The sequence below is a fragment of the Novosphingobium sp. Sphag1I genome (assembly GCF_056279125.1).
Genome location: NZ_JBWBQS010000004.1, coordinates 174720 through 199378, shown reverse-complemented (window position 1 = coordinate 199378; position 24659 = coordinate 174720). Strand labels below are relative to the sequence as shown.

Annotated in this window: 37 protein-coding genes; all 37 read left to right on the top strand. The window is 60.8% G+C overall.

Annotation, left to right across the window (positions count from 1 at the left end; all coding sequences use genetic code 11):
- Positions 1–25 precede the first annotated feature (25 nt).
- The 37 genes from ACZ9HU_RS06065 to ACZ9HU_RS05885 all read left to right on the top strand — a co-directional run bounded on the left by ACZ9HU_RS06065 (position 26) and on the right by ACZ9HU_RS05885 (position 24658).
- Complete coding sequence (locus ACZ9HU_RS06065; RefSeq protein WP_476103449.1) at positions 26–403, top strand: hypothetical protein; 378 nt, start codon at positions 26–28, stop codon at positions 401–403.
- 92 nt (positions 404–495) lie between these two features.
- The gene (locus ACZ9HU_RS06060) at positions 496–957 is read left to right on the top strand and encodes a hypothetical protein (RefSeq protein ID WP_476103447.1); all 462 of its coding nucleotides are present in this window, start codon (positions 496–498) and stop codon (positions 955–957) included.
- Positions 958–960: 3 nt separating this feature from the next.
- Positions 961–1269: a hypothetical protein gene (locus tag ACZ9HU_RS06055; protein ID WP_476103445.1), complete on the top strand. Its 309-nt coding sequence runs from the start codon at positions 961–963 to the stop codon at positions 1267–1269.
- Positions 1262–1672 carry a hypothetical protein gene (locus ACZ9HU_RS06050; RefSeq protein ID WP_476103443.1) on the top strand — a complete coding sequence of 137 codons (411 nt, stop codon included), beginning with the start codon at positions 1262–1264 and terminating at the stop codon, positions 1670–1672. The genes ACZ9HU_RS06055 and ACZ9HU_RS06050 overlap by 8 nt, the downstream gene beginning before the upstream one ends.
- Positions 1669–1953, top strand: coding sequence for a hypothetical protein (locus ACZ9HU_RS06045; protein WP_476103441.1), 285 nt, complete (start codon positions 1669–1671; stop codon positions 1951–1953). Before ACZ9HU_RS06050 ends, ACZ9HU_RS06045 begins: the two co-directional genes overlap by 4 nt.
- A gap of 25 nt (positions 1954–1978) precedes the next feature.
- Positions 1979–2314 (top strand): hypothetical protein, encoded by a 336-nt coding sequence (locus ACZ9HU_RS06040; protein WP_476103440.1) that lies wholly within the window; start codon positions 1979–1981, stop codon positions 2312–2314.
- On the top strand, positions 2314–2526 hold the full coding sequence (locus ACZ9HU_RS06035; protein ID WP_476103438.1) for a hypothetical protein: 213 nt from the start codon (positions 2314–2316) through the stop codon (positions 2524–2526). Before ACZ9HU_RS06040 ends, ACZ9HU_RS06035 begins: the two co-directional genes overlap by 1 nt.
- Positions 2519–3166, top strand: a complete 648-nt coding sequence (locus tag ACZ9HU_RS06030; RefSeq protein WP_476103437.1) for a putative metallopeptidase — start codon at positions 2519–2521, stop codon at positions 3164–3166. The genes ACZ9HU_RS06035 and ACZ9HU_RS06030 overlap by 8 nt, the downstream gene beginning before the upstream one ends.
- Complete coding sequence (locus ACZ9HU_RS06025) at positions 3163–3483, top strand: hypothetical protein (RefSeq protein ID WP_476103434.1); 321 nt, start codon at positions 3163–3165, stop codon at positions 3481–3483. The genes ACZ9HU_RS06030 and ACZ9HU_RS06025 overlap by 4 nt, the downstream gene beginning before the upstream one ends.
- Positions 3484–3733: 250 nt before the next feature.
- Positions 3734–3979: a hypothetical protein gene (locus ACZ9HU_RS06020; protein WP_476103433.1), complete on the top strand. Its 246-nt coding sequence runs from the start codon at positions 3734–3736 to the stop codon at positions 3977–3979.
- Entirely contained in the window at positions 3976–4203 is a 228-nt protein-coding gene (locus ACZ9HU_RS06015) for a crAss001_48 related protein (protein WP_476103431.1), read from the top strand. The genes ACZ9HU_RS06020 and ACZ9HU_RS06015 overlap by 4 nt, the downstream gene beginning before the upstream one ends.
- On the top strand, positions 4200–4841 hold the full coding sequence (locus ACZ9HU_RS06010) for a DUF2280 domain-containing protein (protein WP_476103429.1): 642 nt from the start codon (positions 4200–4202) through the stop codon (positions 4839–4841). The genes ACZ9HU_RS06015 and ACZ9HU_RS06010 overlap by 4 nt, the downstream gene beginning before the upstream one ends.
- Before the next feature lie 8 nt (positions 4842–4849).
- On the top strand, positions 4850–5707 hold the full coding sequence (locus tag ACZ9HU_RS06005) for a terminase large subunit domain-containing protein (RefSeq protein WP_476103427.1): 858 nt from the start codon (positions 4850–4852) through the stop codon (positions 5705–5707).
- A 259-nt stretch (positions 5708–5966) separates the two neighbouring features.
- Positions 5967–6710, top strand: coding sequence for a phage terminase large subunit family protein (locus ACZ9HU_RS06000; RefSeq protein WP_476103425.1), 744 nt, complete (start codon positions 5967–5969; stop codon positions 6708–6710).
- Positions 6711–6713: 3 nt separating this feature from the next.
- Positions 6714–9098: a hypothetical protein gene (locus ACZ9HU_RS05995; protein WP_476103423.1), complete on the top strand. Its 2385-nt coding sequence runs from the start codon at positions 6714–6716 to the stop codon at positions 9096–9098.
- Entirely contained in the window at positions 9095–9298 is a 204-nt protein-coding gene (locus ACZ9HU_RS05990) for a hypothetical protein (RefSeq protein WP_476103421.1), read from the top strand. The genes ACZ9HU_RS05995 and ACZ9HU_RS05990 overlap by 4 nt, the downstream gene beginning before the upstream one ends.
- Before the next feature lie 24 nt (positions 9299–9322).
- The gene (locus tag ACZ9HU_RS05985) at positions 9323–10372 is read left to right on the top strand and encodes a hypothetical protein (protein ID WP_476103419.1); all 1050 of its coding nucleotides are present in this window, start codon (positions 9323–9325) and stop codon (positions 10370–10372) included.
- Positions 10373–10417: 45 nt separating this feature from the next.
- Entirely contained in the window at positions 10418–11437 is a 1020-nt protein-coding gene (locus ACZ9HU_RS05980) for a N4-gp56 family major capsid protein (RefSeq protein WP_476103417.1), read from the top strand.
- A 70-nt stretch (positions 11438–11507) separates the two neighbouring features.
- Complete coding sequence (locus ACZ9HU_RS05975) at positions 11508–11846, top strand: hypothetical protein (protein WP_476103415.1); 339 nt, start codon at positions 11508–11510, stop codon at positions 11844–11846.
- 59 nt (positions 11847–11905) lie between these two features.
- Positions 11906–12448, top strand: a complete 543-nt coding sequence (locus ACZ9HU_RS05970; protein ID WP_476103413.1) for a hypothetical protein — start codon at positions 11906–11908, stop codon at positions 12446–12448.
- A 110-nt stretch (positions 12449–12558) separates the two neighbouring features.
- Positions 12559–13143 carry a hypothetical protein gene (locus ACZ9HU_RS05965; protein ID WP_476103410.1) on the top strand — a complete coding sequence of 195 codons (585 nt, stop codon included), beginning with the start codon at positions 12559–12561 and terminating at the stop codon, positions 13141–13143.
- A gap of 12 nt (positions 13144–13155) precedes the next feature.
- Positions 13156–13833 carry a phage adaptor protein gene (locus ACZ9HU_RS05960; protein ID WP_476103408.1) on the top strand — a complete coding sequence of 226 codons (678 nt, stop codon included), beginning with the start codon at positions 13156–13158 and terminating at the stop codon, positions 13831–13833.
- Positions 13830–15899, top strand: a complete 2070-nt coding sequence (locus tag ACZ9HU_RS05955) for a hypothetical protein (protein WP_476103406.1) — start codon at positions 13830–13832, stop codon at positions 15897–15899. Before ACZ9HU_RS05960 ends, ACZ9HU_RS05955 begins: the two co-directional genes overlap by 4 nt.
- Positions 15900–16156: 257 nt before the next feature.
- Positions 16157–18637, top strand: coding sequence for a hypothetical protein (locus ACZ9HU_RS05950; RefSeq protein WP_476103404.1), 2481 nt, complete (start codon positions 16157–16159; stop codon positions 18635–18637).
- A gap of 11 nt (positions 18638–18648) precedes the next feature.
- Complete coding sequence (locus ACZ9HU_RS05945) at positions 18649–18894, top strand: hypothetical protein (protein WP_476103402.1); 246 nt, start codon at positions 18649–18651, stop codon at positions 18892–18894.
- An 8-nt stretch (positions 18895–18902) separates the two neighbouring features.
- Positions 18903–19154, top strand: coding sequence for a hypothetical protein (locus tag ACZ9HU_RS05940; RefSeq protein WP_476103400.1), 252 nt, complete (start codon positions 18903–18905; stop codon positions 19152–19154).
- Positions 19141–19383, top strand: coding sequence for a DUF7940 domain-containing protein (locus ACZ9HU_RS05935; protein WP_476103398.1), 243 nt, complete (start codon positions 19141–19143; stop codon positions 19381–19383). Before ACZ9HU_RS05940 ends, ACZ9HU_RS05935 begins: the two co-directional genes overlap by 14 nt.
- Entirely contained in the window at positions 19367–19969 is a 603-nt protein-coding gene (locus ACZ9HU_RS05930) for a lysozyme (RefSeq protein WP_476103396.1), read from the top strand. The genes ACZ9HU_RS05935 and ACZ9HU_RS05930 overlap by 17 nt, the downstream gene beginning before the upstream one ends.
- Before the next feature lie 17 nt (positions 19970–19986).
- Complete coding sequence (locus tag ACZ9HU_RS05925) at positions 19987–20364, top strand: hypothetical protein (RefSeq protein ID WP_476103394.1); 378 nt, start codon at positions 19987–19989, stop codon at positions 20362–20364.
- Positions 20364–20906, top strand: coding sequence for a hypothetical protein (locus ACZ9HU_RS05920; protein WP_476103392.1), 543 nt, complete (start codon positions 20364–20366; stop codon positions 20904–20906). Before ACZ9HU_RS05925 ends, ACZ9HU_RS05920 begins: the two co-directional genes overlap by 1 nt.
- A gap of 3 nt (positions 20907–20909) precedes the next feature.
- On the top strand, positions 20910–21140 hold the full coding sequence (locus ACZ9HU_RS05915; RefSeq protein ID WP_476103390.1) for a hypothetical protein: 231 nt from the start codon (positions 20910–20912) through the stop codon (positions 21138–21140).
- On the top strand, positions 21140–21514 hold the full coding sequence (locus tag ACZ9HU_RS05910; RefSeq protein WP_476103388.1) for a hypothetical protein: 375 nt from the start codon (positions 21140–21142) through the stop codon (positions 21512–21514). Before ACZ9HU_RS05915 ends, ACZ9HU_RS05910 begins: the two co-directional genes overlap by 1 nt.
- 97 nt (positions 21515–21611) lie before the next feature.
- Positions 21612–22103, top strand: a complete 492-nt coding sequence (locus ACZ9HU_RS05905) for a hypothetical protein (protein WP_476103386.1) — start codon at positions 21612–21614, stop codon at positions 22101–22103.
- Positions 22097–22588 (top strand): GNAT family N-acetyltransferase, encoded by a 492-nt coding sequence (locus tag ACZ9HU_RS05900; protein WP_476103384.1) that lies wholly within the window; start codon positions 22097–22099, stop codon positions 22586–22588. The genes ACZ9HU_RS05905 and ACZ9HU_RS05900 overlap by 7 nt, the downstream gene beginning before the upstream one ends.
- Positions 22585–23376: a hypothetical protein gene (locus ACZ9HU_RS05895; protein WP_476103382.1), complete on the top strand. Its 792-nt coding sequence runs from the start codon at positions 22585–22587 to the stop codon at positions 23374–23376. Before ACZ9HU_RS05900 ends, ACZ9HU_RS05895 begins: the two co-directional genes overlap by 4 nt.
- Before the next feature lie 2 nt (positions 23377–23378).
- Entirely contained in the window at positions 23379–24032 is a 654-nt protein-coding gene (locus ACZ9HU_RS05890; RefSeq protein WP_476103380.1) for a hypothetical protein, read from the top strand.
- A complete protein-coding gene (locus ACZ9HU_RS05885; protein ID WP_476103378.1) occupies positions 24029–24658 on the top strand; it encodes a hypothetical protein in 630 nt (209 codons plus the stop codon). The genes ACZ9HU_RS05890 and ACZ9HU_RS05885 overlap by 4 nt, the downstream gene beginning before the upstream one ends.
- Position 24659: the final 1 nt, after the last annotated feature.

Below are 24659 nucleotides of genomic sequence, written 5' to 3'. Positions count from 1 at the left end.
ATGGCCTGAGCCTGAGCACCCGACGATGGATCGCATCGATGTCATGGTGTCTCGCCTCTCCCTCGCCACGAAGGAGCGCGCTGCAAGCCCCGCAGAGGCCAAGGAGCGTCTCGACCTGTACTGGCGCGTCCTGCGCGACTGCACCATTGGCGATCTGGCCAAGGCGTTTGACGATCTGCTGCGCACCATGACCTTCATGCCGACGCCTGCCGAGGTCTTTGCTGCTGCCCAAGCCCACAAGGCAATGCGCGACTGGCGCAAGAGCCGCGCGCGTCATCTGGTGTGGAAGCACAGGCAAGAGTATCAGAAACCGATACCGGACGATCAGCGCATCACGGCAGAGGAATTCGCTGCTCTGCGCGCGATTGTGGCGGATTGCGGGGAGAGTGGCGACAAGGAATGACGCGCATCAACTTGCGTCAACTTGCAAATGGTATCCGAATCGGATACTGATTGGTCATCCGGCACCCGTCGGTGTCTCAATCGGAGAGAGACATGACCATTCATACCTTCCCCATCATCATCCATGCAACTGCCAAGATCGAGGGCGATCTTGAAGCCGAGTGCTGGAATACCGTGGGCCGCGATATCAAGGCGGCCATCGAAGATCCCAATGACTCCACCGTGGATACCGAGAACGGCGCGACCCTGACCTTTACCGGTTTCCGGCGCGGCGAGGCTCCGCATCACGACGTTGAGCGCCGTTGCCCCGAGTGCGGCGATGCCGACCACCTCTATGCCAAGGCTGACGCGAAATGGGATCGCGCGGCCAAGGCGTGGATCATTGCCGAATGGGCAGAGGGCGGTGTGGAATGCACTTCCTGCGATTGGTCCGGTCCGATGGAGGAAACCGAGTTCGACGAGAGCGCCGTCGAGGGTGAGGCCGAAGAGCCCTGCCCGGTCAACCGCCGCCCCAAGGGCTCCTGCCCCGACGGCTGCACGCACGGAGAGGGTTGAGCGATGAGCGATCCCACTCCCAACATCAACTCCGATACTGCTCAGCCCGCGCCGTTCTTTTCGGCGCGGGGCGTGTCCGTACCCGCCGATGGGATGTGGATTATCAGCGGAACCGAGAGCGACAATGAGACGCCTGCCAGCGCCATTGTGATCCTGAAGTCTGGCCCGGTCCAGCTTACCCGCACCCTCAACTCGGAAGAGGCGCGCATCATCGGCAAGGAACTGGTCCAGATGGCCGACGAGATCGAAGCCGTGGCAGCAAAGGCTGCGGCTGATGCCTTGGCCAAGATGGCGGGAGGCGGCCATGGGTGATCGCGAACAGCAGATTGCACACATCGCCAAAGCCATGCTGCGCGGCGAATTGGAGGTTACGAGGCGCAAGCGCGACTTCGACCAGGCATGGCTCGATGAAGGTGAAGTATGGCTGCTGAATGCCGGTTGTGCGCTGGACGCGATGCAGGCCACGGTCGTTGGTGACATGCATGCTGAGATTGAGCGGCTGACGCCCTATGTCGAGGCGTTCCGCCGCGAAGAGAGCCGCGCCGATGATCTGGAGGAAAAACTGGCCGAGGCGCTGACTGCCCTGCGCAGCGTCTGGTTCGATTTCAAGCAAATCGCAGACAGCGGCGATGCTGGGAATTGGAGCGCGGAAGACAAGGATTCGGGCAAGCAAGTGCTGGCCTGCCTCGCCAAACACGACGGAGGCGGCCAGTGACCCACCGCCTCCCCTTCACCTTCACCGTGCGCCTCGCCGGTCAGGAGCGCGAATTTAACCTCGGGCTATGGTTCGATACCGTCCCCCGCCAACGCGCCACCCAGACCGATCCCGAAGTGCCCGAGCACATCGAGCTTCAGGACGTGCTGATCCGCATCGGCAAGACGGACCACGATTGCCCGCCATGGCTCTGGACCATGATCGAGCAGAGCCAGGTCGCGCAGGAGGCCATGGCCGAGGCGGCGCGGCGGGAGCACGAGAGTTTGATCGAAGTGAAGTGAACCAATGCAAACGAAAGGACGATTTATGACCTATCAGACTGTTCCTGTTGCTGCTGTGATCCACGGCGCTTTGGCTGGCGCGGATAAGGCTAAGGGCACGCCGCCCACACTGCTCACGGAATCGCGGCTTGAAGAACTGGTCAACTACGCGAAGCACATCAATGGCGATCTTTCCTGCGCGACCATCACGCTGTCTGGCATTGCTGATCGCGTGAATGGCAATGTCCCCCCATCCGATGAGGTGCAGGCCAATTACCCTGCGCGTGCAGGCACCATTGGCGCATTGGAGGATCTGCTCGATATCATTCAAAGGTCGGTGAATGCCTTGAATGCGCAGATCGAGCGGGTTCGTAACATCTGATGAGGGATACCCGCTTCTTCCTCACCAGCGGCGCCGAGGCCGCGCCCACCGAGGCAGCGCTGGTCTATGTCCCGTCTGCTGATGCGACATGGGCCTTTGCCGATGCGGAGGTGGCGCGCGCGTTTGCGCTGTCCGTCGGCGCGCATGGTCTTGGCCGAGTCATTGGTAGCCGAGCAGAGGAGCGGCGCGCAGCCGTTTCGCACTGTGGGTAAGGTCATCCCCCTCGCCCGCCTGATCCGCAACACGCGCCCGGCCCCGCCGCCCACGCTGGGCGAGGAAGACGACTTTGCCCCGGATCAGGATGGCCTCGGCGCTTGGGTGCAGCGCATGTTCATCGAGCGCAACGGCCCGCTCTGTAACCCGCGCCACGAGCATCTGACCGACGCCAGCATCGGATGGCTGTGGACCACGGCAGAGCAAACCTCCCGCGACCGCATTGTTGCGGGCGAGTGCCGCCAGCCCGGCCCGCCGTCGAAGAAGTGGAACAACGCGCAATCCCGCTGGCTGCTGCGCCATTGGTTCGGCACCGACGAGTTCGATTTCATCATCACGATCAGCGCGACCTATGCGGCCTATGCCGATGATTGGGCCTTCTGCGCGCTGATCGAGCATGAGCTTTGCCACGCCGCGCAGGACATCGACACTTTCGGCGCCCCGCGCTTCGACCGTGATGGACGGCCCATGTTCCGGCTGGTCGGGCATGACGTGGAGCAGTTCCACGATGTGGTGCAGCGCTACGGCGCCGCCGCGTCCAGTGTCGATCGCATGGTGCAGCTTGCCAACGCGGGGCCGATCTTTGGGCAGGCGCAGATTGATGCGGCCTGCGGGAATTGCGTCAGGAGGAAGGCATGAGCGTTGTCAATGAGATTGCCTGCGCCGTCGGGATGGCCAAGCGTGAATTGCATATGGCTGTGGCATTGCGTGATACTGCCGGTGGCGCTCCCCTTCCTATCCCGCCCCGATTTGCTCCTTGGCAGATTGAGCAGATGCTCCGCATCGAAATGCGGCACGAGATTCGGGCGGCGATCTGCAGCGTTCACGATCTAGGCCGCCCATGGCCCACGACATTCATGGGTGTAGCGGTCTATGTCTGCGGCCTTGAATACGATTTGCCTGAATGCGGTTGGCGTGTGGTCAATCCGTTCGACAAGCCCGAGGCGCGCGGCTGATGGCCTGCCACCACATTCCCCTTGAAGGCGGCGGCTATGCCATTGTCTGCACATCGGGGCGGCGCAAGCGCTGCTCCTGCGGGCGCGCCGCCACACTGGAATGCGACTGGAAGGTGCCGAAGCGCAGGAGCGGGACATGCGATGCGCCGATCTGCTCGCATTGCACCACGTCACCGGCCCCAGACAAAGACCTTTGCCCCAAACACGCCGAGGAATGGGCGCGCTGGAAAGCTGAGAGGGGAAAAGCCTGATGCGCTTCGGACTCCTTCTCGACAGTGGCGTTGAGATCCACGCCTATCGTCACGCCACCCGAGAAGAGGCGCGCGCCGCGCTGGCCCGCCACAATGCCCTCGCCCGCGAGCAAAAGGCCCGCGGCGATCTGGTGTCGCTGCGCCTCGCCGTCGGCATCATCGAGCACGATTTGGAGGCCGAGCGCGCCGCGCTTCGCAAACGGCTCTCCACCAAAGCCCCCAAGCGCCGAAAGAAAGTGGCATGACCGAACTGAAAGAAATTCCTCCGCATGTGCAGCGCATGGCCGGTGAATCCGCCGAACTGGTGGATCGTCGCCAGAAACTGCACCTGTTTGTCCATGGCGGTACGCCCATTTTCGAACAGTTGCCCGAGGTCGATAAGACGCTTTTGCGGGCGCAGCTTAGCGCGATGGATGCCTATTCTGACATTCTCCAGCTTCGGCTTGAGCGGGCGTTGATTGACCAGTGACCGACAAAACTGACAAAACCCCGAAGAAGAAGCGCGGCGGCAGCACAAAGGCTGTCGCCAAGCGCCCCTCCGTGCGCCTGCTGACCAACGAGCAGAAGGAATGGCTGGTGTGCCATTACGCCTGCTTCTGGCAGACCGAGCGCGTGCTTGACGGGTTCAGGGATGAGTTTGGCTTTCGACCGGAACCGGGCGTCGCGATCAAGTACAACCTCAATGGCTTGACCGAGGAAGAGATTGCTGCCCGCCGCAAGACGATCTGGATTGACACGCACCGCCGCGCCCGCGCCGCGTTCGAGGAAAGCGTGCGCGATATCCCCATCGCCTCGCCCACCTTTCGGGTTCAGCAGTTGAACACGATGTTCGAGCAGGCATTCGCGCGCCGCAACTTCATGCTGGCGTCGAAGCTGCTGGAGCAGGCCGCCAAGGAAACAGGCGGGCTGTTCACCAACAAGCGCGAGCTTGCCGGCGCGGTGGCTGTGGCGACCGTGGACGGTGATGTTCCCCCGGAAATCAAGCGGTCGATGGTGACGGAGAAGCTGCGCGAGGCCATCGCCGCCGCGCTGGCCGCGAGCGCCACCGCCGCGCCTGCTGTGATCGAAGGGAAGGCGCGCGTCATTCCCGATAACACGCGAGGCTGATCTGAACCGTGGGCGACTATGCCGCCATCGCCGCCGAACTGATTGCAAGGCCCGGTTTTGACCCGGCCACGCTCGACTATGACCTCCTTGCCGCCAGCCTCGATGCAGAGACGGTCGACGAGCTTTTCCGTCAACAGGTCGAGGATGAGGCGCGCTGGAAGGTGGGCCGCTACAACCTCTACTTCCCCGATGAGACGATCTTCCCCGACGCCAAGGACGTGCCGGTCTTCTATGCGCGGCACCTCTATCCCAAGCACATGGAGTTTTTCCGCGCGGGCAAGGAGTTCCTTGAGCGCCTGTTTCAGGCAGGCAACCGCATTGGCAAGACCGTCACCGGGGCGTTCGAGGTCACAGCCCACACCACCGGGCAATACAAGGACTGGTGGGAGGGCAAGCGGTTCAACCATCCCACCCATGGCTGGGCGGCGGGCGACACCAACGAAACGACACGTGACATCATCCAGAAGGAACTGTTCGGTGAGGTAATGTGGGGCGAGGACGGCAAGAAGACGTTCGACGGCACCGGGATGATCCCGAAGGATTGCATCGGCCCGGCCTCGTGGAAGCGCGGCGTCGATAACCTGGCTGACGTGGTGAAGGTCAAGCACATCTCCGGGCGATGGAGCACCATCGGCCTCAAGAGCTATGAGCAGGGCCGGAAGATATTTCAGGGCACGGCCAAGCACTGGATCTGGTTTGACGAAGAGCCGCCCGCCGACGTTTACGGCGAAGCGCTGATCCGCCTTATGACCACGCGCGGGATCATGCTCATCACCTTCACTCCGCTCTCTGGTCTTTCCGAGGTGGTGCTATCCTTCATGCCCGACATGGATATCGCGCCGACGAAGCCTATTGCCGAGGTGTGATGGTTGCTGCGGCGAGAGCGTGTGTGGAGTCTAGGTCCTCAGTTATTCCCAGGGTGGGAGGACTCCGCGCGACCCATTGAGGGTTTCATGCCATCGCAGGCAATCATCAGGCGCTTTGTTCCCTGGCCAGATGCTTCCGTGTCAACTCCACTGGGAAGCCCACGCTCTCGCCGCAGCATGATTTCCTATACGGATACACATCCTTGCCCGCAAGGCGGTTTGTGTCGTATTAGGATACCTGTCAACGCAGGGGCGAGTAATGCCATCGGTCAGTGCATCAAAATACGTGGTCAGTGCAGGATGGGAGGACGTTCCTCACATCCCCGCCGACACGCGCGAGAAGATGCTGGCGGCAACCCCACCGCACTTGCGCAAGGCTAGATCCAAGGGTGAGGCCAGCATGGGCGCCGGGGCAATCTATCCTGTTGACCCCGACCTCATCAGGATCGAGCCCTTCGCAATCCCCGCACACTGGCGGCGCTGCTTTGGCCTCGACGTTGGCTGGACCTGCACCGCCGCCATATGGGGCGCGATCGATGACCAGACCGACACGCTCTACCTCTATTCCGAGCACTATCGCGGCGAGGTGACTGTTCCGGTCCACGCCTCATCGATCAAGGCGCGCGGCGCGTGGATTCCCGGCGTGAGCGATCCGGCTGCAAACAACCAGAACCAGCGCGACGGCATCAGGACTATCCAGCAATACCGCGCGGAAGAGCTTGATATCTCGCTGGCCGACAATGCCGTGGAGACGGGCATTCAGGAAGTGCTGGCCCGCATGGAAAGTGGGCGCCTGCGCGTGTTCTCGACCCTGTTCCACTGGTTTGCCGAGCACCGGCTCTATTCGCGCGACGAGAAAGGCGCGGTGGTCAAGAAGAAGGACCACCTCATGGATGCGACCCGATACCTGGTCATGTCCGGTCTGAGGCGCGCGATCATCCGTCCCAAAGTCATTTTTGAAAACCAGGCGACCGTGGTTGCCGATAAGCTGGGTGGTTACTGATCCATGGCATACGAAACTGCTGTCCACGGCTCCTATGGCAATGGTGAAACCGAGCTTGACGATCAGGAGGATCGCCGCCGCGCCGAATGGGAGAAAATTCAGGGCGCAGCCGCTGGCTTCATTTCGGAATTGCAGGACGAGGCAAACAACCGCGTGCGCCGCCGCTCCCATATCGAGCAGCGCTGGGTTCAGGACCTTCGCCAGTATCATGGCCAGTATGACGTGGAGACGGCCAAGGCATTGCAGGAAGATCCTGACCGGTCGAAGATTTTCATCAACATCACCCGGCCCAAGACCCGCGCATGGCGCGCGCGCCTCGGTGATATGCTGTTCCCCAATGATGACCGCAATTGGGGCATCGAGCGCACACCAGTCCCCGAACTGACCGACAAGGCCAAGAAGGCCGTGCGCGAAGCAGAGGAGGCCGAGGCACAGGCGCAGCAAGCCGTCGATGAGCATAACGACATGGCTGCCGCCGGGGCGCCCCCTGAGCAACTGGCGGCCCAACAGGGTGTGGCTCAGCAGCACGCCGACCGCGCGCAGGAGCATCGGAACTTCGACAAGGAGTACCGGATGCAGACCGCCGAGGCCGACCGGCGCGCGCAGCGGATGCAGACCGAAATCGAGGATCAGCTTGCCGAGAGCCGGTATCCCAGCATCTCGCGCGACGTCATCGAGGACATGTGCAAGCTGGGCGTCGGCGTGCTGAAAGGCCCCCTCACCTCATCGAAGCCTCGCCGCCGCTGGCAGAAGGTGGCGCAGGAGCAGGGCTCCGAGGGAAGCGCCGAGGTCTATAAGCTCATCACCGAGAGCGACCCGCGCCCGATGTATCGCCGCGTGAATCCCTGGCATTTCTTCCCCGATCCCGATGCCACCGAGATCAGCGAGAGCGAAAGCACGTTCGAGCGCATTCTCCTGAGCAAATCTGGCGTGCGCCGCATGGCCAAGACGATGGGCTGGGACCCGGGCACGGTGAAAGAGATTTTGGCCGACGGCCCCGTCACCACATCGTCGTCGGATTTCCAATGGCTGTCCCAGCTTCGGCTTCTGGATGACAAGGCAGAGAATGGCTTCCTTAACCGCTATGTAATCTGGGAATATCATGGGCCGATGGAGATTGACGATATTGTCAATCTGTTGGTCTGTCTCGGGCGCGCAGAAGACGCCAAGATGTTCATGGATAACGCAGACCCTCTCGAAACTCAGATGGTTATTTGCCATTTCTGCCAAGGCAGGCTGTTGAAACTGGAAGAGTATTTCCCTCTCGACAGTGGTGAAACGCTTTACTCCGTTGTTCCTTTTGAGAAGTCGGAGGCGACAATCTTGGGCGCGGTGGGCGTGCCGTGGCTCATGCGCCACGAGCAATCCATGCTCAACTCATCCGTCCGCATGATGATGGACAATGCGGGCTTGTCCGTCGGGCCACAAGTCGTCATCGACAAGACGCAAATTGAGCCGGTAGACGGAAGCTGGAAGCTCAAACCCCGCAAAATCTGGCACAAGAAGGCGCAGGATCTATCGCGCGAAAGCCCTCCGTTTGCCACATACAACATCCCGATGAACCAAGCCCAGCTTGCGGGCATCATCGAGCTATCCCTGAAATTCATCGATGATGTGATCGCCATGCCCACCATCGCGCAGGGCGAGCAGGGCGCGCACGTCACCCAGACCGCCAACGGCATGAGCATGCTGTTCAACTCGGCCAACGTCGTGTTCCGCGAGGTGGTCAAGAATTGGGACGATGACCTGACGACGCCGACGATCCGCCGCGCGTTTGACTGGAACATGCAGTTCAACCCGAACGAGGAAATCAAGGGTGACATGCAGGCCGTGGCGCGCGGAACGTCGGTGCTGCTGGTTCGCGAGGTGCAGAGCCAGCAACTCATGATGATCGCGCAGGGCTGGACCACGCACCCGGTCATCGGCCCGGCCATCAAGGTCTATGATATCCTGCGCATGACGCTGCAGGCGCTCTCGATCAATCCGAACACGGTGCTGTGTGAAGAGGATGAATTCGAGCGCCGCCTCAAGAGCATGGCGGAATCGCAGCAAAATCAGGAGACGCCTGAGAAGATCCGCGCCGATGCGGCCTTGGCCGTTGCCAAGATCAATGCCGAGAGCCGCGCCAAGGATGCGGAAGTGCAGATGAAGATCGCAGAGGTCAATCAGAAGACGGAAATCCTCAAGCTCATCCAAAAGGATGGCGTGGATATGGAGAGCATCAAGGCAAGCCTCGGCCTCGAAAAGATGAAGACCGACAGCAAGGAGCGCATCTTTGCCGCAGAGGCCGCGCTGGAGCAGCAGAACGCCGAAGCCGCCTATGCCAGCGGCCAGCAGCCCAAAGGCTCTGGCGGCTACATCAGCGGCGGGAGCCTGCCTCAGCAATGAGCGTGAACGTCACATGGCCGCGCATCGAGCGCCACGCCAAGGAGCGTATCGATGCGCTGCGTGATGCGCTTGAGGTCGCCACCCCCGACAGGATCGCGCTCCTGCAAGCTGAAATCCGCGTTTGGCGTCAGGTTCTCAGCCTGCCCGCCCAACTGGCGCCGCCCGTCGAAAAACCCACTTCCGCCGTTGGCGAATACTGACCCCCAGCCTGAAAGGACCATCATATGGGTAGCTTGACCCAAGTTTCCGATTCCGATACAAACCTGACCAATGGTGGCGCTGGCAACTCCGATGCTGGCGCCACCGACGACTTTGATGCGGCTATGGATGAAATCGCTGCGTCCCGTGGGGAGTCCCTGACCAACGTCACGGACGACAACAACGGCGACCCGGCTGATGAACCCGCAGGCGCAGACAATAGCAAGCCCGGTTCCGAAGGTGGCCCCGCCGCTGTGGAAGCTGGCAAAGTTGACCAGGTTGCGGGCCAACAGCCCCCGGCCCAAACACAATCCTCTGACATTTGGGCCAATGCCCCCCCTGAACTCCGCGAGGCTCTCGAACGCGAACGCGCTCAATGGAACCATCGCCTGAGTTCAACGCAGGGTCGCTTGTCCGCAGCGGATCGTGAACTGGCAAGATTGCGCAAGGAATCCGGTAACCAACCGGCTGCGCAAGGTGGGCAATCTGGCGGGCAGGCTCAACAGCAGCCTCAATCGCTGGAAGACGACGAGGACATCAAGCGGTTTCAGGAGGAATACGGCGAGATTGCCGGTCCGGTCATGAAGCTCTTGAAGGTCCAAGCGGACAAGATAGCCCAGCTTGAAGCCCCGGTCGCAGCGGTCGCCCAAGATCGGGCCATCGAGGCACAGGCATCGGAATTCACCAAGTTCGCTACTGCACACCCGGATTGGGAGCAATATGCGAAAGATGCGCGATACCCCGAGTGGCTTGAGCAGCAGCCCAAAGCCATCAGGGATGCGGCCCAGCGCGCGATCAACGTCGAGGATGGTCAAGAAGCTGCGTGGTTGCTGAGCCAGTTCAAGGCATCGATTGGTGTGCAGGCGAGCCCTCCCCAGCCGAAACCTCAACCGGCCATTCCCGGCGCCGCCCAGCCATCCGCCGACCCACGACGCCAGCGTCAGCTTGCAGCAGGCCGCGATATGGGGCCGTCGTCTGCTCCAGTTCAGTCGGGCGTTCCCGACGATTTTGATGGAGCAATCGACGCCATCATCGCCCAGCGCGAGCGGCAGGCAGCCAAGGGTCAGTTCCGGTAATTCGCTCTCGGGCAAGGCCCTTGAGCGAGACTCAGGGGCCTTGCCATGTCCGTCAATACCTATGGTGATATCAGCCAGCGTACCGCCGCCTATGCGATGGTGGATATGCTGGATCACGCCCGCCCGGTGAACATTCTGGCCGCATTTGGCCAAACCAAGCCGATCCCGCGCAACAAGGCCGAAACGGTCAAGTTCCGCCGCCGCATCCCTTTCACCCCCGCGACCGTGCCGCTCCAGGAAGGTGTCACCCCGAACGCGCGCAACATCCGGTTCGAGGACGTGCAGGTCACGTTGCTCCAGTGGGGTGAAGTCGTGGTCATCACCGACAAGGTGAATGACGTTTCCGAAGATCCGGTGCTCAAGGAAGCCACCGAGGAAGCTGGCGAAAACTCTGGCCGCACCTTCGAACAGGTCATCTGGGGCGTCGTCAAGGGCGGCACGTCGGTGTTCTATTCCAACGGCGCGGCGCGCGCCTCGGTGAACACCCCGATCAGCCTGACCAAGCAGCGCGCTATCACGCGCTACCTGAAGGCTATGAAGGCCAAGAAGTTCACCAAGATCCTTGCGCCTTCGACCAACATCGCCACCCGGCCGATCGAAGCCGCATACATCGCGGTGGGCCATACCGATCTGGAAGCGGATATCCGCGGCATGGCTGGCTTCGTTGCGGTGGCCGCCTATGGCACCCGTCAGCCCATCAACGAGTTCGAAATCGGCTCGGTGGAAGACGTGCGCTATATCCTCTCGCCCGACCTTCCCTCGCTGGCCGACAGCGGTTCGAACACGCTGAACGGCATGGTGTCGACCAGCGGCACGAATGCCGACGTGTATCCGGTCATCTATCTGGGCATGGATGCCTATGGCTTGACGCCGCTCAAGTCGTCGAAGGGGCCCGACGGCAAGAACAACCAGGCGATCACACCGACCGTCATCAACCCCGATACCCGCGACAAGTCCGATCCGCTGGGCCAGCGCGGCTATGTGGGCTGGAAGGCGTGGTTCAACGCCGTGCGTCTCAACGAGACGTGGATGGCCCGCCTCGAATGCGCGGTGACCGCCCTCTGATCCGGCTGGTGGCGGCTGGTTAATCCCAACCGCCACCTCTGGCTCCCTCTCAGGAACAAAGGAATTTTCCATGTCGAAGGGTTCGATCAAGGTTGGCAGCTACACCGGCACCGGCGCTGCCATCATTATCCCGCTTGGCTTCACCCCGGATCACGTCGAAGTCGTCAATGCGACCGATGGCGATGATCGCTGGGAATGGTTCGCTGGCATGACGGATGGCCACGCGCTTTACATGCGCAGCGTCACCGATAACGCCACCACCGGCAATGCGGGCATGACCCGTATCACCACCAACGGCGTCTCGGCTTATGCCGGCAGCGCCTCGGTGGCCAAGGGCTTCACCATTGGCAGCGCCCTGAGCGAGAACGGAAAGACGTTCTACTACAAGGCCACCCGCAACGCCGACTGATGCACCTGCATGGCGGGTTGCTCTGGCTTCCCGCCATGCCCTAACAAAGGAACAGGGATATGGCTGAACTCGATATCGAAAGCCTCCCCAAGATCGATTGCTCCGAGGTCATTGGCGAGGGCTGGTATCCCGACGAGCAGCGTGTTCTCGTGAACTGGTCCACCGATGGGCTGGCCGATTCACCTATCCCGATCAACTTCAACGGCCTGCGCGGCGCGCTCAAGCCGAACACCGACACCGTAATGCCGGATTGCGTGGCGCAGATGCTTATGCACAGCGGCTATGCTCTGGCCATCAAGTGCGTGGCGATCGTCAACCATGGTGCTGACGATGTGGTCAATGAGGTGGTCATTGAAGCGGATGCGGCCAAAGCCAAGGCGGCCAGTATTGCCGCCCTCACGGTCGTTGATCTGACGGCTGCACTGCCCGGCCTATCGCTGGCGGAACTGCGCGCCCTCCTGATTGCCGAGGAAACCAGCCGGAACCGCACCACGGCGCTGGCTGTCATCGAGCAGGCCATCGATGCCCATCCCGAACAAATTGCCGCGCTGGCAAAGGCTGCCACCGAAGGTACCACGAATGAGGAACAAGCTTCGCAGTAGGGCGCATCCTCTCTCGCCCTGATGCGTGGGCGCCGATGTTGAGCCCGCTGGGGGTGGCTCCATCGGCGCCGTAAATCCCACCCCCTGAATGCAACCGAAAGGCACCCCCAATGTCCGAACTCGTCAAAATCCCGCTGGAAGAGGCCACCCAGAAGCAGCTTTTCTTCTATGCCTCGTCGATCCTGAACATCGATGTGGGCGCGGGCTCCAACAATTCCACGCTGCGCGCGAAGATCTTGCAGGCGCAGCCCAATTGTACCGAAATCAGCGCCAAGGTCGAAGCGCCCAAAGCACCGGCTGATGCGGCGGCCAATGTCGCGCCTGCCGCGCCTGCCGCGCCTGCCACCGGCAAACGACTGTCCACGCATTTCCGGGATGACCCGAAGGTGGGCATCAAGATCATGTCTGCCGCCTCCGATACGACGCGCGCCAAAGACGTGCAGGTCGCGTGCCAGGGCGATGTTATCATGCTCAAGCGCGATCGCGAGGTACAAATCCCGTATCGTCACTATCTCGTGCTGAACGACGCCATCGAGCAGGTCGCGCGCGATACCGACGAAATCAACCCGCAGACCGGCCTGCCCATCAAGGAATGGGTCGATCAGCACTCCTATCCGTTCCAGATCACGTCCATGCCCTCCGATGCCGAAATCAAGGCATGGGAAGCTCGCATGAACAGCGTGTCGCTGGCGTAAGGAGCGCGGCCGGTGTCCACCTTCCTTCAATTGGTCAACGACGTAGCGCGCGAGAGCGGCACCATGGGCGGCCAAAGCCTTGGCACCATCTCGGCTGCTACCGGACGTTGGCTCAAGATCGTGGCGTGGACACGGCAGGCATGGGAACTAATTCAGCGCGAGCGAGGCGATTGGAAGTTTCTGGTCAAAAGCTTTAGCGCATCGCTCATTGTGGGGCAGATGCGCTATAGCGCTGCCGATCTGGGCATCGCGGATTTTGGAGGCTGGCTCCGCGTTGGCGACTGCCGCGCCCGCTTCACCATCTATAACCCCAGCTATGGGCTGGCGGACCAGCAGCGGCTTAACGTCGTCTCCTATGACCGATGGGATAGGTCATTCGGGATTGGCATTGCATCGCAGACGCGGCCCATCATGGCTGCCTATGATGATGACCGGAAGCTGTGCATCGGCAATCCGCCGGATCTTGCCTATACCATCACTGGCAACTGCCGGCGCAAGATCCAGAGCATGGCCGCTGATGCCGATACGCCCTACATCGATGATCAGTACCATCAGGCCATCGTCTGGCGCGCCTTGATGCTGCTTGGCGATGACGATGAATCGGCCAACGAGGTTAGCGCCTCGGCAAACACCTATTACGCCATGCGGCACGCGATGCTTTCGGAATATACCGAAGAGGTGTCGCTGTGAACCAAGCCACCTCCGCATATTTCTTTGCTGGCGGCCTTGACACGAATAGCCCTGCCTTTGCCATGAAGCCGGGAGCCGTGCTGAATGGCATGAACTATGAGCCGCTTGTCGAAGGATATGGGCGCATCGAAGGTTATGAACGCCTCGATGGCCGTCCTGCGCCGTCGGCCGCCAGTTTCTATGCCGTTCAATTTACGGCAGGTTCGATTGCGATCTCTGGTGGAAGCATCGTCATAGGTGCAACGTCGGGAGCTTCTGCGACTGCTGTGGCAGAAGCCGTCCTCGACAGCGGTGCATTTGCAAGCGGCAATGCTGCAGGGACATTTGCCGTTGTGGACGTGACCGGCACATTCACTGCCGGTGAGAATTTCCTGATAGGCGGCATCGCTGCCGGGACAGTGCAGTACCCCCTATCCGAGCGCTATGCGCCATCCATTGAACTGCGCGCAGCATGGTTACGCGCGGCCCAAAATATCAGGCGATCGCTGATTCAGAAGGTGCCTGGCTCTGGCCCGGTGCGCGGCGTGGCGATCCATGATGATGAGATTTTCGCATGGCGGGATAATGCCGGCCAAACCGCCGGGGTGATGTGGAAGGCTACCGCTGGCGGTTGGCAGCAAGTCAATCTGGGCCGTAAGATCGCATTCACGCTGGGGATCGCTGAATTCAGTGAGGGCGACACCATCGTCGGCGCGTCATCCGGCGCAACTGCGACCATTGCCCGACTGGTCAAAAATGCTGGCGATTGGGGCAGCACTGCATCGGGATACATCATCCTTTCGGCACAGGTAGGCTCGTTTACCGCTGGGGAGGCGATCAAGGTTTCCGGCTCAAATGTGGCGACCGCGAATGGTGGCGATGTTGCCATGATGCTGCCTCCGGGTGGCCGCTACATGGCAATCAGCCACAACTTCTACAGTCGGCCCGATAGCTATTCGATGTACGTGACCAATGGTGTTGGACCGGCATTCGAATATTGCGGAGGGGTCTTTTGCCCGATTGCTACCAGCTCCGCTATCGACACGCCCAAATTCGTTGCTGAAATTGCCAACCACCTTGTTCTTCTGTGGGAACATGGCTCAGTGCAGTTCTCGACGCCCGGAGAACCACTTCTCTATGACGCCGTTCAGGGTGCTGGTGAAGTTGGGTTTGGGACGAACATCACCAACGTCATTCAGGCGAATGACACAGCCATCGCTATCTTTGGTGAACGGCGCATTGCCACGTTCTCGGGCACCGATCAGGACACTTTCCAGCTATCCGAATTGACCGAGGATGCTGGCGCATTCCCTTGGACTGCACAGCGCATTGGCAAGACGATCTACGTCGATAACCGCGGGCTTCGGGACCTCAGTGCATCGCAGGCATATGGTGATTTCAAGGCAGGTACCATTTCATCGGCATTCGATCGTTATATGAACAATCGGATCGGATCAGGTCTGGCGCCAGTTTCTTCGATCGTTAGCAAGCGGAAATCGCACTACCGACTGTTTTGGCCTGATGGCCAAGGCATTTCTGTATTGATGGCAAAGAAAAATGTCGAGGCTATCCCGTTTTCAACGGGAGATATGCGCGTATTTTGCACAACATCTTCCGACATTAACCAACAAGAGTATCTTCTTGCCGGGGCGGAAGATGGATTTGTTTATCGCCTTGATGTCGGAAATACATATGATGGAGATGCTTTTGATTATTTTGTAATGACCCCGTTCTGTCACTTTGGGGATATTTCCAGAGAGTACAGATATCACAAAATAATCGTTGAAATGATTGCCCCCATTTACACCAAAATCGGGATTAGGGCGCTGTTCGATTACGAGGACGGCGAGAAGGAAATGACGGTTGGCAATCCGTTCATCCTCTATGGCGGCGGCGCACTCTGGAATGCTGCGAATTGGAATGAATTCATTTGGTCTGCCGCATCTAATGGGTTGGCTGAATGCTCTATCGACGGCCTCGGACGCAACGCCTCATTCCTATTTGCTGGCACAACGGAAGAAGAACAGGACCCTCACGTTCTTCAATCGTACACGATTTTCAGGACACCGAGAAGGTTCAAACGATGACAAATCCATTTTACACTCGTGGAGATACGATTGTTCCCTACAAACTTGCTGATGCGCGCAAGGTTGTAGCCGAACTTAGCTCAGTTGAGGTTGGATTTGAACGCGTTGTAAGTGCAATTGCAGATGCGGCTGATGGCGCCGCTTATGATTTGACCTCTGCAGTCCGGCTGCCTGATGGTCCCGTATCGCCGCTGCCTGCTGCGGACGTGAGGAGCGATAAGGTTTTTACCTTTGACGGTGATGGCTCGCCCCTTCTGATGGATCCGGGAATTTGGATCGAGCCGCTGGCGCAGCCTTATGTCGATGCGACCGCGGAGACGCTCGCCTCGACCCAAGCTGTAGCAGCCGCCCTGCCTTTCCCCTACCGCGTCACCCGTGCCGCCGCGCAGGCCGATAGCGCGCTGGCGGTGGGCGCGGTCTATGTGTCGGACGACACCGGCACGATGACCATGTGGCGCAAGGACAGCGCCGCCGCCTCGACCAATCTGGGCGCCATGCCGACCACGGCCTACACCGACCGGCTGAAACCCAAAATCCTTAAACCTACGGTCGATTTCGGCGCGGTGGGCAATGGGGGCAGCGCGGCGGCCGATCAGGCCGGTTTGAGCGCCACCATTGCCGCCATGATCGCAAGCCGGTCCAGCGCCCCCATCGGCAGCTTTGGCCCGCTCGAATATCAAAACGGCATCGTGCTGGAGCCGGGCATCTATGATGCGGGTGATTTTGCCTTGGGCGACGGGTCGCTGCGCATCGCCGCGCGCATCCCCTGGACCGTCGTCATCCGCATTCCCGATGGCAAGTATTTCTGCACGCAGAGCGGTACGCCCTACACGCTCATTTGCGACGGCATCATCTTTATCGGCGGCAAGGGTGCGTATAAGAACACCCGCACCGGCAGCAACGTCCAGAACCTTGTCCAGTTCACCCGGTGCCTGTTCTATCAGTATACCGAGTGTGCCATCAGCAACAACTCGTCGGACAGCCCGTTCCTGAAGGTCAAGGACTGCTTCTTCGCCGGTAAGACGGGTTACAGTACCATCGCCATCGCATGGGGCGGTCTGCTCGATGAGGTGATGATCTGCGATTGCAGCTTTGGTCCGAATACCTATCACATCGTGCTGGGTGATCGGATCGGCGGCAGCGTCAATGTCCTGCGCAACGATTTTATCGGTCAGCTTGGCGCCATCGAAACCAAAGCTGATATTTGGTTTGTGCCTGACACCAGCGGCGGTTCGTTGGGTAATTCTGGCTATGCTATCACGGTCGGCTGGAACAAGTTCGGGAACGAAGGCCAGATCGCGGGCAATCCTCGCATTCTGGTGGCGACCTATGATGGCGTGACCGGCACAGACCGCGCCACCTACCGCCCCGGCACGGCTGACACCGGGCGATTGTGCGGGGTCAATTTTGTGGGCAACAAGGTGGTGTCCATCGCCAATCCGAACGCGCCCTTTATCAAGTCCTACGTTTCGGAACTGGTCAACTGGTCGGCCCGCGACAATCAGTTTACCGGCGGCACCTACACCGACTTCATCCAGTTCCCCAACGGCAAGACGACAAGCATGTTGTCCGCGTCCAGCGACTTTGAATTCGCGCAAAACGCGGGCGGGGTGCCGGATCGTTTCTGCACGGCCCAGATTGGCACCTTGCGCGATTATGCGGGCTTTTGGCCGGGTGACATTAACCGGATGCCGGTGCATCCCTTCATTGACGACCCGATGATTACCCCCATCGTTTCGTGGCCCAGCGCAAACCTGTTTACCTATCTTTCCGGTTCGAGCGCTGTTGCCGTGGCCGATCCTTATGGCCTGTCCGAATATGCCTCAATCATCGGCGGCATGTCGGCGGGCTTTGTTGATCCCTATGGCGGGGCGGGCGGCCCTGCGGTGCTGGAAATTTCGCTGGCACAGGCAGCAAGCCGTTCACTGACGCATGTTGTGATTGACCTGTTCAACTATGCCAATTCGGCGCTGGGTTTTCAGCGGCGCGTCTTGCTGCCCGCGTCGGGCAACACAACCAAAGGCACCTATCACATTCTCATTCCGCCCCATGCCAGCCCCTCGACATGGCAGGTCCGCGTCTATGGGTACAACGTGGCCAGCGGTACGGCGGACACGTTCGTTTCGGGCGAGCTTTACCTCTATAAGGGCCGGGGCAAGCTGGGCCGCGCCAAAATGCTTGAGCGCTGGCCGGTGGCCCCGCGCAACCGCGCCTTGATTGGCGGGGCGGCGGGCACTTTGCCGACCGGCTGGTCGCTGGGCACGGTGGCGGGCGGGCTGACGACCACGATCAACCGCGTGGGCGAAGATCAATACGCCCCCTTTGCCGAACTGGTTGTGGCAGGCACCACGACCAACGCAAACGGCTGGACGCTCTACCTTGAAGCCGCGCGGGCGCTGGGTTTTGTGGCCAGCGCGCAATGGCTTTATCAAGTCGGTGTGCGGGTGATGGCGGGCGACTTTACCGGCGTCACGGCCAGCGCAGGCTATGACGGATCGACCGGGCCGTTCGTGCTTCAGGCCGCCTGTTACAATTCCGCCGACACATGGCTGTTGCAGCGCGGCATTGCCTTCACGCCCGACGCCACGTTCCGCCTGTTCGGTCGGACATTCAGCGCCAGCTATTTCAATTCCGGGTCGGACTATGTGCGCCCTTGCGTCGGCATGGCCATCCCCAACGCCACCGCCGTCAATGTGACTTTGCGCCTCTACATCCAGCCCATCATCCGCCTTCAATAAGGAGACTTCTCGTGTCGATCACGCCCTTTGCTTTTTCCGTTTCAGGTTCGCCCGCCGAGGCCCGCGACCAAATCACCGCCGCCAGCGGCACAAGCCCCGGTTTCCCCACTGTCGCGGGCGAATTTGTGGCCCAATGGCTTGACGGGGTGCCCGATGACAAAACCGTCAGCCTTGCCATTCAGGGCCAGCTTGGGCCGTGGCAGGATGGCCAGATTACCGGGCCGGTGAATTTTTCCGTGCTGGGCCAGATTTACTGAGTCCTGCGATGGCTGACCTCCCGCCCCTGCCCCCGCTGGCAACCGCATCGCTGGCCGCGCCGCATTGGCGCGGCTGGTGGGACACAATTCTTGCCCTGATGGTGATGGCTTTGGCGCAATTCTGGGAGGCGTTGCCTCACCTCATCCAACTGGGCGGCCTTGTCGTGGTCTGCCTGACCGCCGTGCAAAAACTGATCGAGCTTGGCTGGATCAAAAACCCCCGCGCCCGCAAACAGGAGGCTCCCGATGACATTGGTTGAAGATGCGCGACAGGCTTGGCGCTGGTGGTCGGTACGCATGGCCGCGCTGGCGGGCGTCGTGGCCGGCGCCTTGGTGGCCCAGCCCCAGATCCTGACCGGCCTTGTCGCCTATGTCCCCGAACGCTGGCGTCCGCTGGCCTCGGCATTGGCAGGGGTCGCCGTCTTTGCCGCGCCCACGATCGCGCGGCTGATCCAGCAGGGGAGCAAGAGCGATGGCAACGCAGCCTGACACCGCCCAGCCCAAACGCGGCGGGGTTGTCGTGTTGATCGTGGCCCTGCTGGCGCTGATCGGACCGGCCACCACGCAACTGGTGTTGACCGAGGTGCCCAAAGAGGAAAGCGGCCGCAAGGTGGCGGTCGCCGTCTCGCCTCAAGCCGGGACCGCCACGATCACCCATATCAGCGGCAAGCAATATCTGCGAGTCTACCTCGACATGGTGGGCGTGGCGACGGCCTGCGACGGGCTGACAGGCGAAGGCATCAAGGTGGGCCGCGAGTTTACCGAGGAGCAATGCGCATCGATGCTGATCACGCGCCTGACGGCGGATGCGGCGCGGGTGATGGCCTGCACGCCGGGCCTCGCGCTGACCATCCCGCACCGGGATAATGTGCGCTATGCCGCCCTGTCGCTGGCCCACAATGTGGGGTGGCCGACCTATTGCATCAGCACCATGCGCGCCCGGATCAACGCCGGAAATATCCGCGGGGCCTGCGATGCGCTGAGGTGGTTCAACAAGGCGGGCGGGCGCGTCGTGCCCGGCATCGTGGCACGACGCAAAAGGGAGCAGGCGATTTGCCTGAGGGATGCGGCATGATCCCTGTTTTCCAAACCATGACAGTCGCCAATGACGGCGAAGGCAATTGCTTCAACGCCTGCATCGCCTCGATCCTTGAACTTCCTCTGCGCGATGTCGCGCCCATTCACCCCAAAACGCCGCACTACTGGGAATCATGGGAAAAATGGCTGGAAGAGCGCGGCCTTGAGCTTGATTACGTCTTGGCCGCTACTCCACCCAAAGGATGGTCGATTGCGCGCGGCGTTGGCCACAGGTTCTATCCTGACGATCATAAGTGGGCTGGGAAGCCTATCACCCATGCGACCGTGGCCTTCAATGGCGAGGTGCTGCACGACCCGTTTCCCGGCGGAACAGGGCTGAAAGAGATTGAGGGTTATTGGGCGCTGCTCCCCCTTGAAAAGGAGGAAAGCTGATGCCCCTTGCAGGGATCTGGACCGCCATCAAGCTCTGGCAGGGCTGGCAGCGCATCGGCGCCGGGCTGAAATGGCTGCTTGCCAGCCCCGTTCGCCTTTGCCTGATCCTTGCCGTGGCGATGGCGGCAGTAGCCTATGCCGAGCATCGCAGCGCGGCGACATGGCGCCAGCGCACGATCAATGTCGTGGCCCAGCTTCGCCGCGAACGCGCGGCCGCGCAGGCCACCAAACTGGCCTATGAGGCCCAATCCCGAAAGGACGCGCAAAATGCAGATGCGAACCACACGACGCTGGCCTCTGGCGGCACTGGCCGCTTTGCCGATTATGCTGCTGGCCACCGGGTGCAACCAAACGCCCCCGCCAATCGCGGCCCCGGTGCCCCGGACAACAATCCCGCAATTCCTGAAAACCCCGCCCCTGACGCCATCATGGCGGAAATCGAGCGTGTCTGGATCACCCGATCCGACTGGCTGACCTGCGATGCGGATTGGGCCTATGCGCAGGCGGCGCATGAATGGGGGAAGAAGCTCAATCAGGATTGACGCATGGGCTATGATGGCAAGAACAGAAAAGACCTAACCGACTTCACGAAACTCCTGAAGTCAAACAAAGGTGCATCGCAGGTTTCCACGTTAAATGGAGATACTGTTGAGGAAGCCCTGTCGAAAAGAGCGCCGCTTTTCATTCAGGATACGCCTCCTGTATCTGACGGTAAGTATGTGTGGTTCGATACCAGCGGTGGCGATCTAACCATATGGATTGAGGACGGATCATAATGCTTCGCAATGCATTTGAGTATTTGGCAACGGAAGCAACGCTCGCCAATGTGTTGGCTGCATTGGCGGGCATTTTCCGCGTACGCAAGCCTGCACCAAACCCTGTTACTTGGGATGGCGCAGACCTCAACGTTTCAGATTTCGAAGAGGTCGAATTTGAGTTCGACACGATGACGGGCGGGCCATGGACACCACAGCGCCGCCTCACAAGCCCAGGCACTTGGCAGGATTGGCCGGTGACGGATAGCTCCGGCGCGTCGGTTGCATCAATTTCCAGTGCCGACGTGGGCAAAATCTACCGGATGCGCGGGAGAGGTCATATCCAGCTATATGCCACCTCGGGAACCCTCAGTGGGCATGTCCAGGAGGCGTAATCCGTTACGGATACCAAATCCGATTTTTCGCCCTTCTATTGTCCGATTACGATACTTTTGATAAACCCACCCAGCACAGCAAGCCAGGTGGAGCGCCATGCCTTACAATGCCGATGGAACGTGGACTGATGGCGGCAATGATACGGTTGCATCGCGTGTCGCCCAACTGCAGTCGCAGGACTCCGCGCTCATGCGCGGGGCAATTGCATCCGGCACAAAGGCTGCGGCACGGCGCGGCCTGACAAACTCGTCGATGGGAATTGGCGCTGGCGTGCAGGCTGGCCTGACTGCTGTTACGCCCATTGCCAGCGCGGACGCCAGCAACCAGTTGAACAAAGATGTCGCCTCGATGGAGGACTCGCGGACGCGCGACATCAACGCTGCGACGCTTGCCTCCAATGAGCGTAGTTCCTATGCCCAGAACATGGCGACTGCCACCGCTAACTATCAGAACGCCCTCGCCAATACCCTGCAGAACAGCGATATTCCATCGGCCACGCGCTCGGCAGCGCAAAGCGATCTGGCCTCAATCTACAAAGCGGCACAGCAGAACTTGGCAACGGTCTATGGGGCTACCTTGTCGTGGTAACGCATCTGCGCCAAGCCCGCACTACCGATACCTTTGCCATGGTTGACCTGTTGGTCGAGCAGCATTCTCGCTCTCGCTACCTCCATGCCGGCGCAATCGATGCTCTCTTTGCGCGGAAGCTGATGGCGCAAGCAGTTCAGCGCAATGGCGGGACAACGGCAGGATCGACACTGGTCAACGTCATTGAAGATGATGACGGGAATGTCGTCGCATTTATGCTCGCCGTGCTGGATCGCGTTTATCACATCGGATCGCGGCTCTGCGCGCAGGATATGTTCCTTGTGGCCCAGCCCGGTGCGGGCGCTGCCCGCGCATCCCTCCAGCTTCTCAATGCCTATGTCGAATGGGCTTCATCCAACCCGGCTGTCCACGAAATCATGCTCTCGCACACCGACGCGCTGCCGGAAGGCGATCGCATGGGCGCTGTTTACGAACGCCTCGGCTTTGATCGTTGCGGCGGGATCTATCGAAAGGTTGTCGCATGAGCGGTATTTTCAAGGCTGTTGGCAAGGTGTTCAGTGCCGTTGCCAAGGTTGCCCTCCCGGTCATTGCCATCGGCGCAGTCGTACTTACAGGCGGCGCGGCGCTGGGCGTCTTGCCTGCGCTGGGCGGATCGACGGGCTTGCTTGCGGGCATCGGCATTAAGGGGGCGCTGGCAGGTATTCTGACCACAGCGGCTCAAGGTGCAACAATTGGCGCCCTTGGCTCTGCAGTCATGGGCAAAGACATTCTCAAGGGGGCCACAACAGGACTTCTTGTAGGTGGCGCCCTTGGCGGGGTGAATGCAGCCATCGCCGGCGCCAGCACCGTTGCAAACGCCGGTCAGGCGGCAGCCACATCTGGTCAGGTGGCAGGTCAGGCCGCCGGGCAAACTGCTGCCGGTGCAGCAGCACAAGCTGGCGGCATTGGCTCGGGTATTGCGAGCGGCGCGACCAACGCAGCATCAAGCGGCCTTGGCCTCGCTGACATGGGCATTCAGTCTGTAGCCAGTCAGGCAGCCAATCAGGCGGCAATCCAGACGGCTGCTCAAGCGGCAAACCCCGGTCTGATTGGAGTTCTCACCCGCAACCCCTTGCTGGCAGGCAGCCTTGTGCAGGGCATCGGCTCGGGCCTGACCGCTTCTGAAAACCGAAAGGCTGAGCTTGAGGCCGCCGCCCGGCGCAGTGCCAATTATTCGGGATACCAGGGTGTTGGCACGCAGCCCGTCGTCGTGAGCGGGCCGACGCTTGCCTATGACCCCACTACCGGTCGCATCGTTCAGAGGACTGCATAATCATGGCGCAAATGGGCATCGGTAGCGGCGTTGCCGCAGGAATCAGCCAACGGGTTGGGCCTGCTGGCCAGAGCCAGCCTTCCCCCGATCAGCAGGGGGTGAGCAATAATGGCGAGCAGGCGACCCCGGAAGAGCAGGCGCAATACGATCAGTTCGTCAACAATGCGCTGGAGGTAATCTATCCCAAGGGCGAGGCCCAAGGCATGTCTCCTGCAATCAAGGCGCATCTTTCTGGCCAGTTTGAGCCCGATGTGCAGAGCCTTCTTCAGCAGGTTCAGCCTCCGGTCAATCCATCGGCTCCCATCGAAGCCTTGGCAGCTACGGCGGCGCTTTTGGTGATGACGCTGGAAAACTCGGCCGGGCAGTCGGGCAAGGAAATTGATGCGGGCGTCGTGTTCCATGCCGGGCTCGAAATCACCCAAATCCTTGCCGACGATGGGAAGGAGTTCGGCCTGTTTGACCTGAGCGAAAAGGATCAGGAGCACGCCTTCTATCGCGCTGTCGATATCTACCGCCAGGTCAGCCCCCGCGCGCAGCAGGCGCAGCCGGAATTGGCCGGCGAGTTCGATCAGCTTCGGCAGGCCAACGACCAAGGCGACATGGGCAAGGTACTGCCGGGTATCGACAAGGAAGCAGCAGCAGGGGAAGGGCAATGAGCGATGCTGGCTTTATCATCGGTGGCGCGCTGCAAGGCATTGGCTCCGGGATTGTTGCGCAGGGGCAGGCCACGGCAGCGCGCGAAGCGGAGGCAGCGAAAGAAACTGCCGCGATGAGGCGGGAAATTGTGTTGGAAAACCTGCGCAATGATAACGCCATGAAGCGCGATGCGGCGCAATCCGGGCTCAAGAAAGATGAGGCCACACAAGGAGCGGACCTCCAAGACCGCAACGCTGCGCGCGCGACCCAGCGCAACACCGCATCGCAGATCACCATCGACAAGGCCAAGACGCAGAACGACATGGCTTTGGCGAAGCTGCGCAGCACGTTGAGCATCAACGAGCAGCAAGCCAAGTCTGCTTCGGATCTGGCCAACCAGCTTGCGGCGGCCGGGCAGGAAGTTGGCGAGTTCAAGGTTGCCGCCGATGGCACCGTTACCGCGTTCTCCAAGACCGGCAAGGTTCTCGGCCAGATGGGCGCGAAGGGCCAGTTCGTTCCCGATCATACCAATGGTTCGAGCGGGTTTAGCGGCTTTGGATCGGCCGGTTTTCCCGCCCCCGGTGCTGGCGCTGGGGGCGCTGCGCCAGCCAACCGCCCCCCCCTTTCCTCCTTTGACAGGAAGTAAC

Bases quoted from the DNA above. Each gene is read 5' to 3' on its own strand.
- ACZ9HU_RS06065 (WP_476103449.1), top strand. From the start codon at position 26: ATGGATCGCATCGATGTCATGGTGTCTCGCCTCTCCCTCGCCACGAAG.
- ACZ9HU_RS06060 (WP_476103447.1), top strand. From the start codon at position 496: ATGACCATTCATACCTTCCCCATCATCATCCATGCAACTGCCAAGATC.
- ACZ9HU_RS06055 (WP_476103445.1), top strand. From the start codon at position 961: ATGAGCGATCCCACTCCCAACATCAACTCCGATACTGCTCAGCCCGCG.
- ACZ9HU_RS06050 (WP_476103443.1), top strand. From the start codon at position 1,262: ATGGGTGATCGCGAACAGCAGATTGCACACATCGCCAAAGCCATGCTG.
- ACZ9HU_RS06040 (WP_476103440.1), top strand. From the start codon at position 1,979: ATGACCTATCAGACTGTTCCTGTTGCTGCTGTGATCCACGGCGCTTTG.
- ACZ9HU_RS06035 (WP_476103438.1), top strand. From the start codon at position 2,314: ATGAGGGATACCCGCTTCTTCCTCACCAGCGGCGCCGAGGCCGCGCCC.
- ACZ9HU_RS06025 (WP_476103434.1), top strand. From the start codon at position 3,163: ATGAGCGTTGTCAATGAGATTGCCTGCGCCGTCGGGATGGCCAAGCGT.
- ACZ9HU_RS06020 (WP_476103433.1), top strand. From the start codon at position 3,734: ATGCGCTTCGGACTCCTTCTCGACAGTGGCGTTGAGATCCACGCCTAT.
- ACZ9HU_RS06015 (WP_476103431.1), top strand. From the start codon at position 3,976: ATGACCGAACTGAAAGAAATTCCTCCGCATGTGCAGCGCATGGCCGGT.
- ACZ9HU_RS06000 (WP_476103425.1), top strand. From the start codon at position 5,967: ATGCCATCGGTCAGTGCATCAAAATACGTGGTCAGTGCAGGATGGGAG.
- ACZ9HU_RS05995 (WP_476103423.1), top strand. From the start codon at position 6,714: ATGGCATACGAAACTGCTGTCCACGGCTCCTATGGCAATGGTGAAACC.
- ACZ9HU_RS05990 (WP_476103421.1), top strand. From the start codon at position 9,095: ATGAGCGTGAACGTCACATGGCCGCGCATCGAGCGCCACGCCAAGGAG.
- ACZ9HU_RS05985 (WP_476103419.1), top strand. From the start codon at position 9,323: ATGGGTAGCTTGACCCAAGTTTCCGATTCCGATACAAACCTGACCAAT.
- ACZ9HU_RS05980 (WP_476103417.1), top strand. From the start codon at position 10,418: ATGTCCGTCAATACCTATGGTGATATCAGCCAGCGTACCGCCGCCTAT.
- ACZ9HU_RS05975 (WP_476103415.1), top strand. From the start codon at position 11,508: ATGTCGAAGGGTTCGATCAAGGTTGGCAGCTACACCGGCACCGGCGCT.
- ACZ9HU_RS05970 (WP_476103413.1), top strand. From the start codon at position 11,906: ATGGCTGAACTCGATATCGAAAGCCTCCCCAAGATCGATTGCTCCGAG.
- ACZ9HU_RS05965 (WP_476103410.1), top strand. From the start codon at position 12,559: ATGTCCGAACTCGTCAAAATCCCGCTGGAAGAGGCCACCCAGAAGCAG.
- ACZ9HU_RS05950 (WP_476103404.1), top strand. From the start codon at position 16,157: ATGGATCCGGGAATTTGGATCGAGCCGCTGGCGCAGCCTTATGTCGAT.
- ACZ9HU_RS05940 (WP_476103400.1), top strand. From the start codon at position 18,903: ATGGCTGACCTCCCGCCCCTGCCCCCGCTGGCAACCGCATCGCTGGCC.
- ACZ9HU_RS05935 (WP_476103398.1), top strand. From the start codon at position 19,141: ATGACATTGGTTGAAGATGCGCGACAGGCTTGGCGCTGGTGGTCGGTA.
- ACZ9HU_RS05930 (WP_476103396.1), top strand. From the start codon at position 19,367: ATGGCAACGCAGCCTGACACCGCCCAGCCCAAACGCGGCGGGGTTGTC.
- ACZ9HU_RS05925 (WP_476103394.1), top strand. From the start codon at position 19,987: ATGACAGTCGCCAATGACGGCGAAGGCAATTGCTTCAACGCCTGCATC.
- ACZ9HU_RS05920 (WP_476103392.1), top strand. From the start codon at position 20,364: ATGCCCCTTGCAGGGATCTGGACCGCCATCAAGCTCTGGCAGGGCTGG.
- ACZ9HU_RS05915 (WP_476103390.1), top strand. From the start codon at position 20,910: ATGGGCTATGATGGCAAGAACAGAAAAGACCTAACCGACTTCACGAAA.
- ACZ9HU_RS05910 (WP_476103388.1), top strand. From the start codon at position 21,140: ATGCTTCGCAATGCATTTGAGTATTTGGCAACGGAAGCAACGCTCGCC.
- ACZ9HU_RS05905 (WP_476103386.1), top strand. From the start codon at position 21,612: ATGCCTTACAATGCCGATGGAACGTGGACTGATGGCGGCAATGATACG.
- ACZ9HU_RS05895 (WP_476103382.1), top strand. From the start codon at position 22,585: ATGAGCGGTATTTTCAAGGCTGTTGGCAAGGTGTTCAGTGCCGTTGCC.
- ACZ9HU_RS05890 (WP_476103380.1), top strand. From the start codon at position 23,379: ATGGCGCAAATGGGCATCGGTAGCGGCGTTGCCGCAGGAATCAGCCAA.
- ACZ9HU_RS05885 (WP_476103378.1), top strand. From the start codon at position 24,029: ATGAGCGATGCTGGCTTTATCATCGGTGGCGCGCTGCAAGGCATTGGC.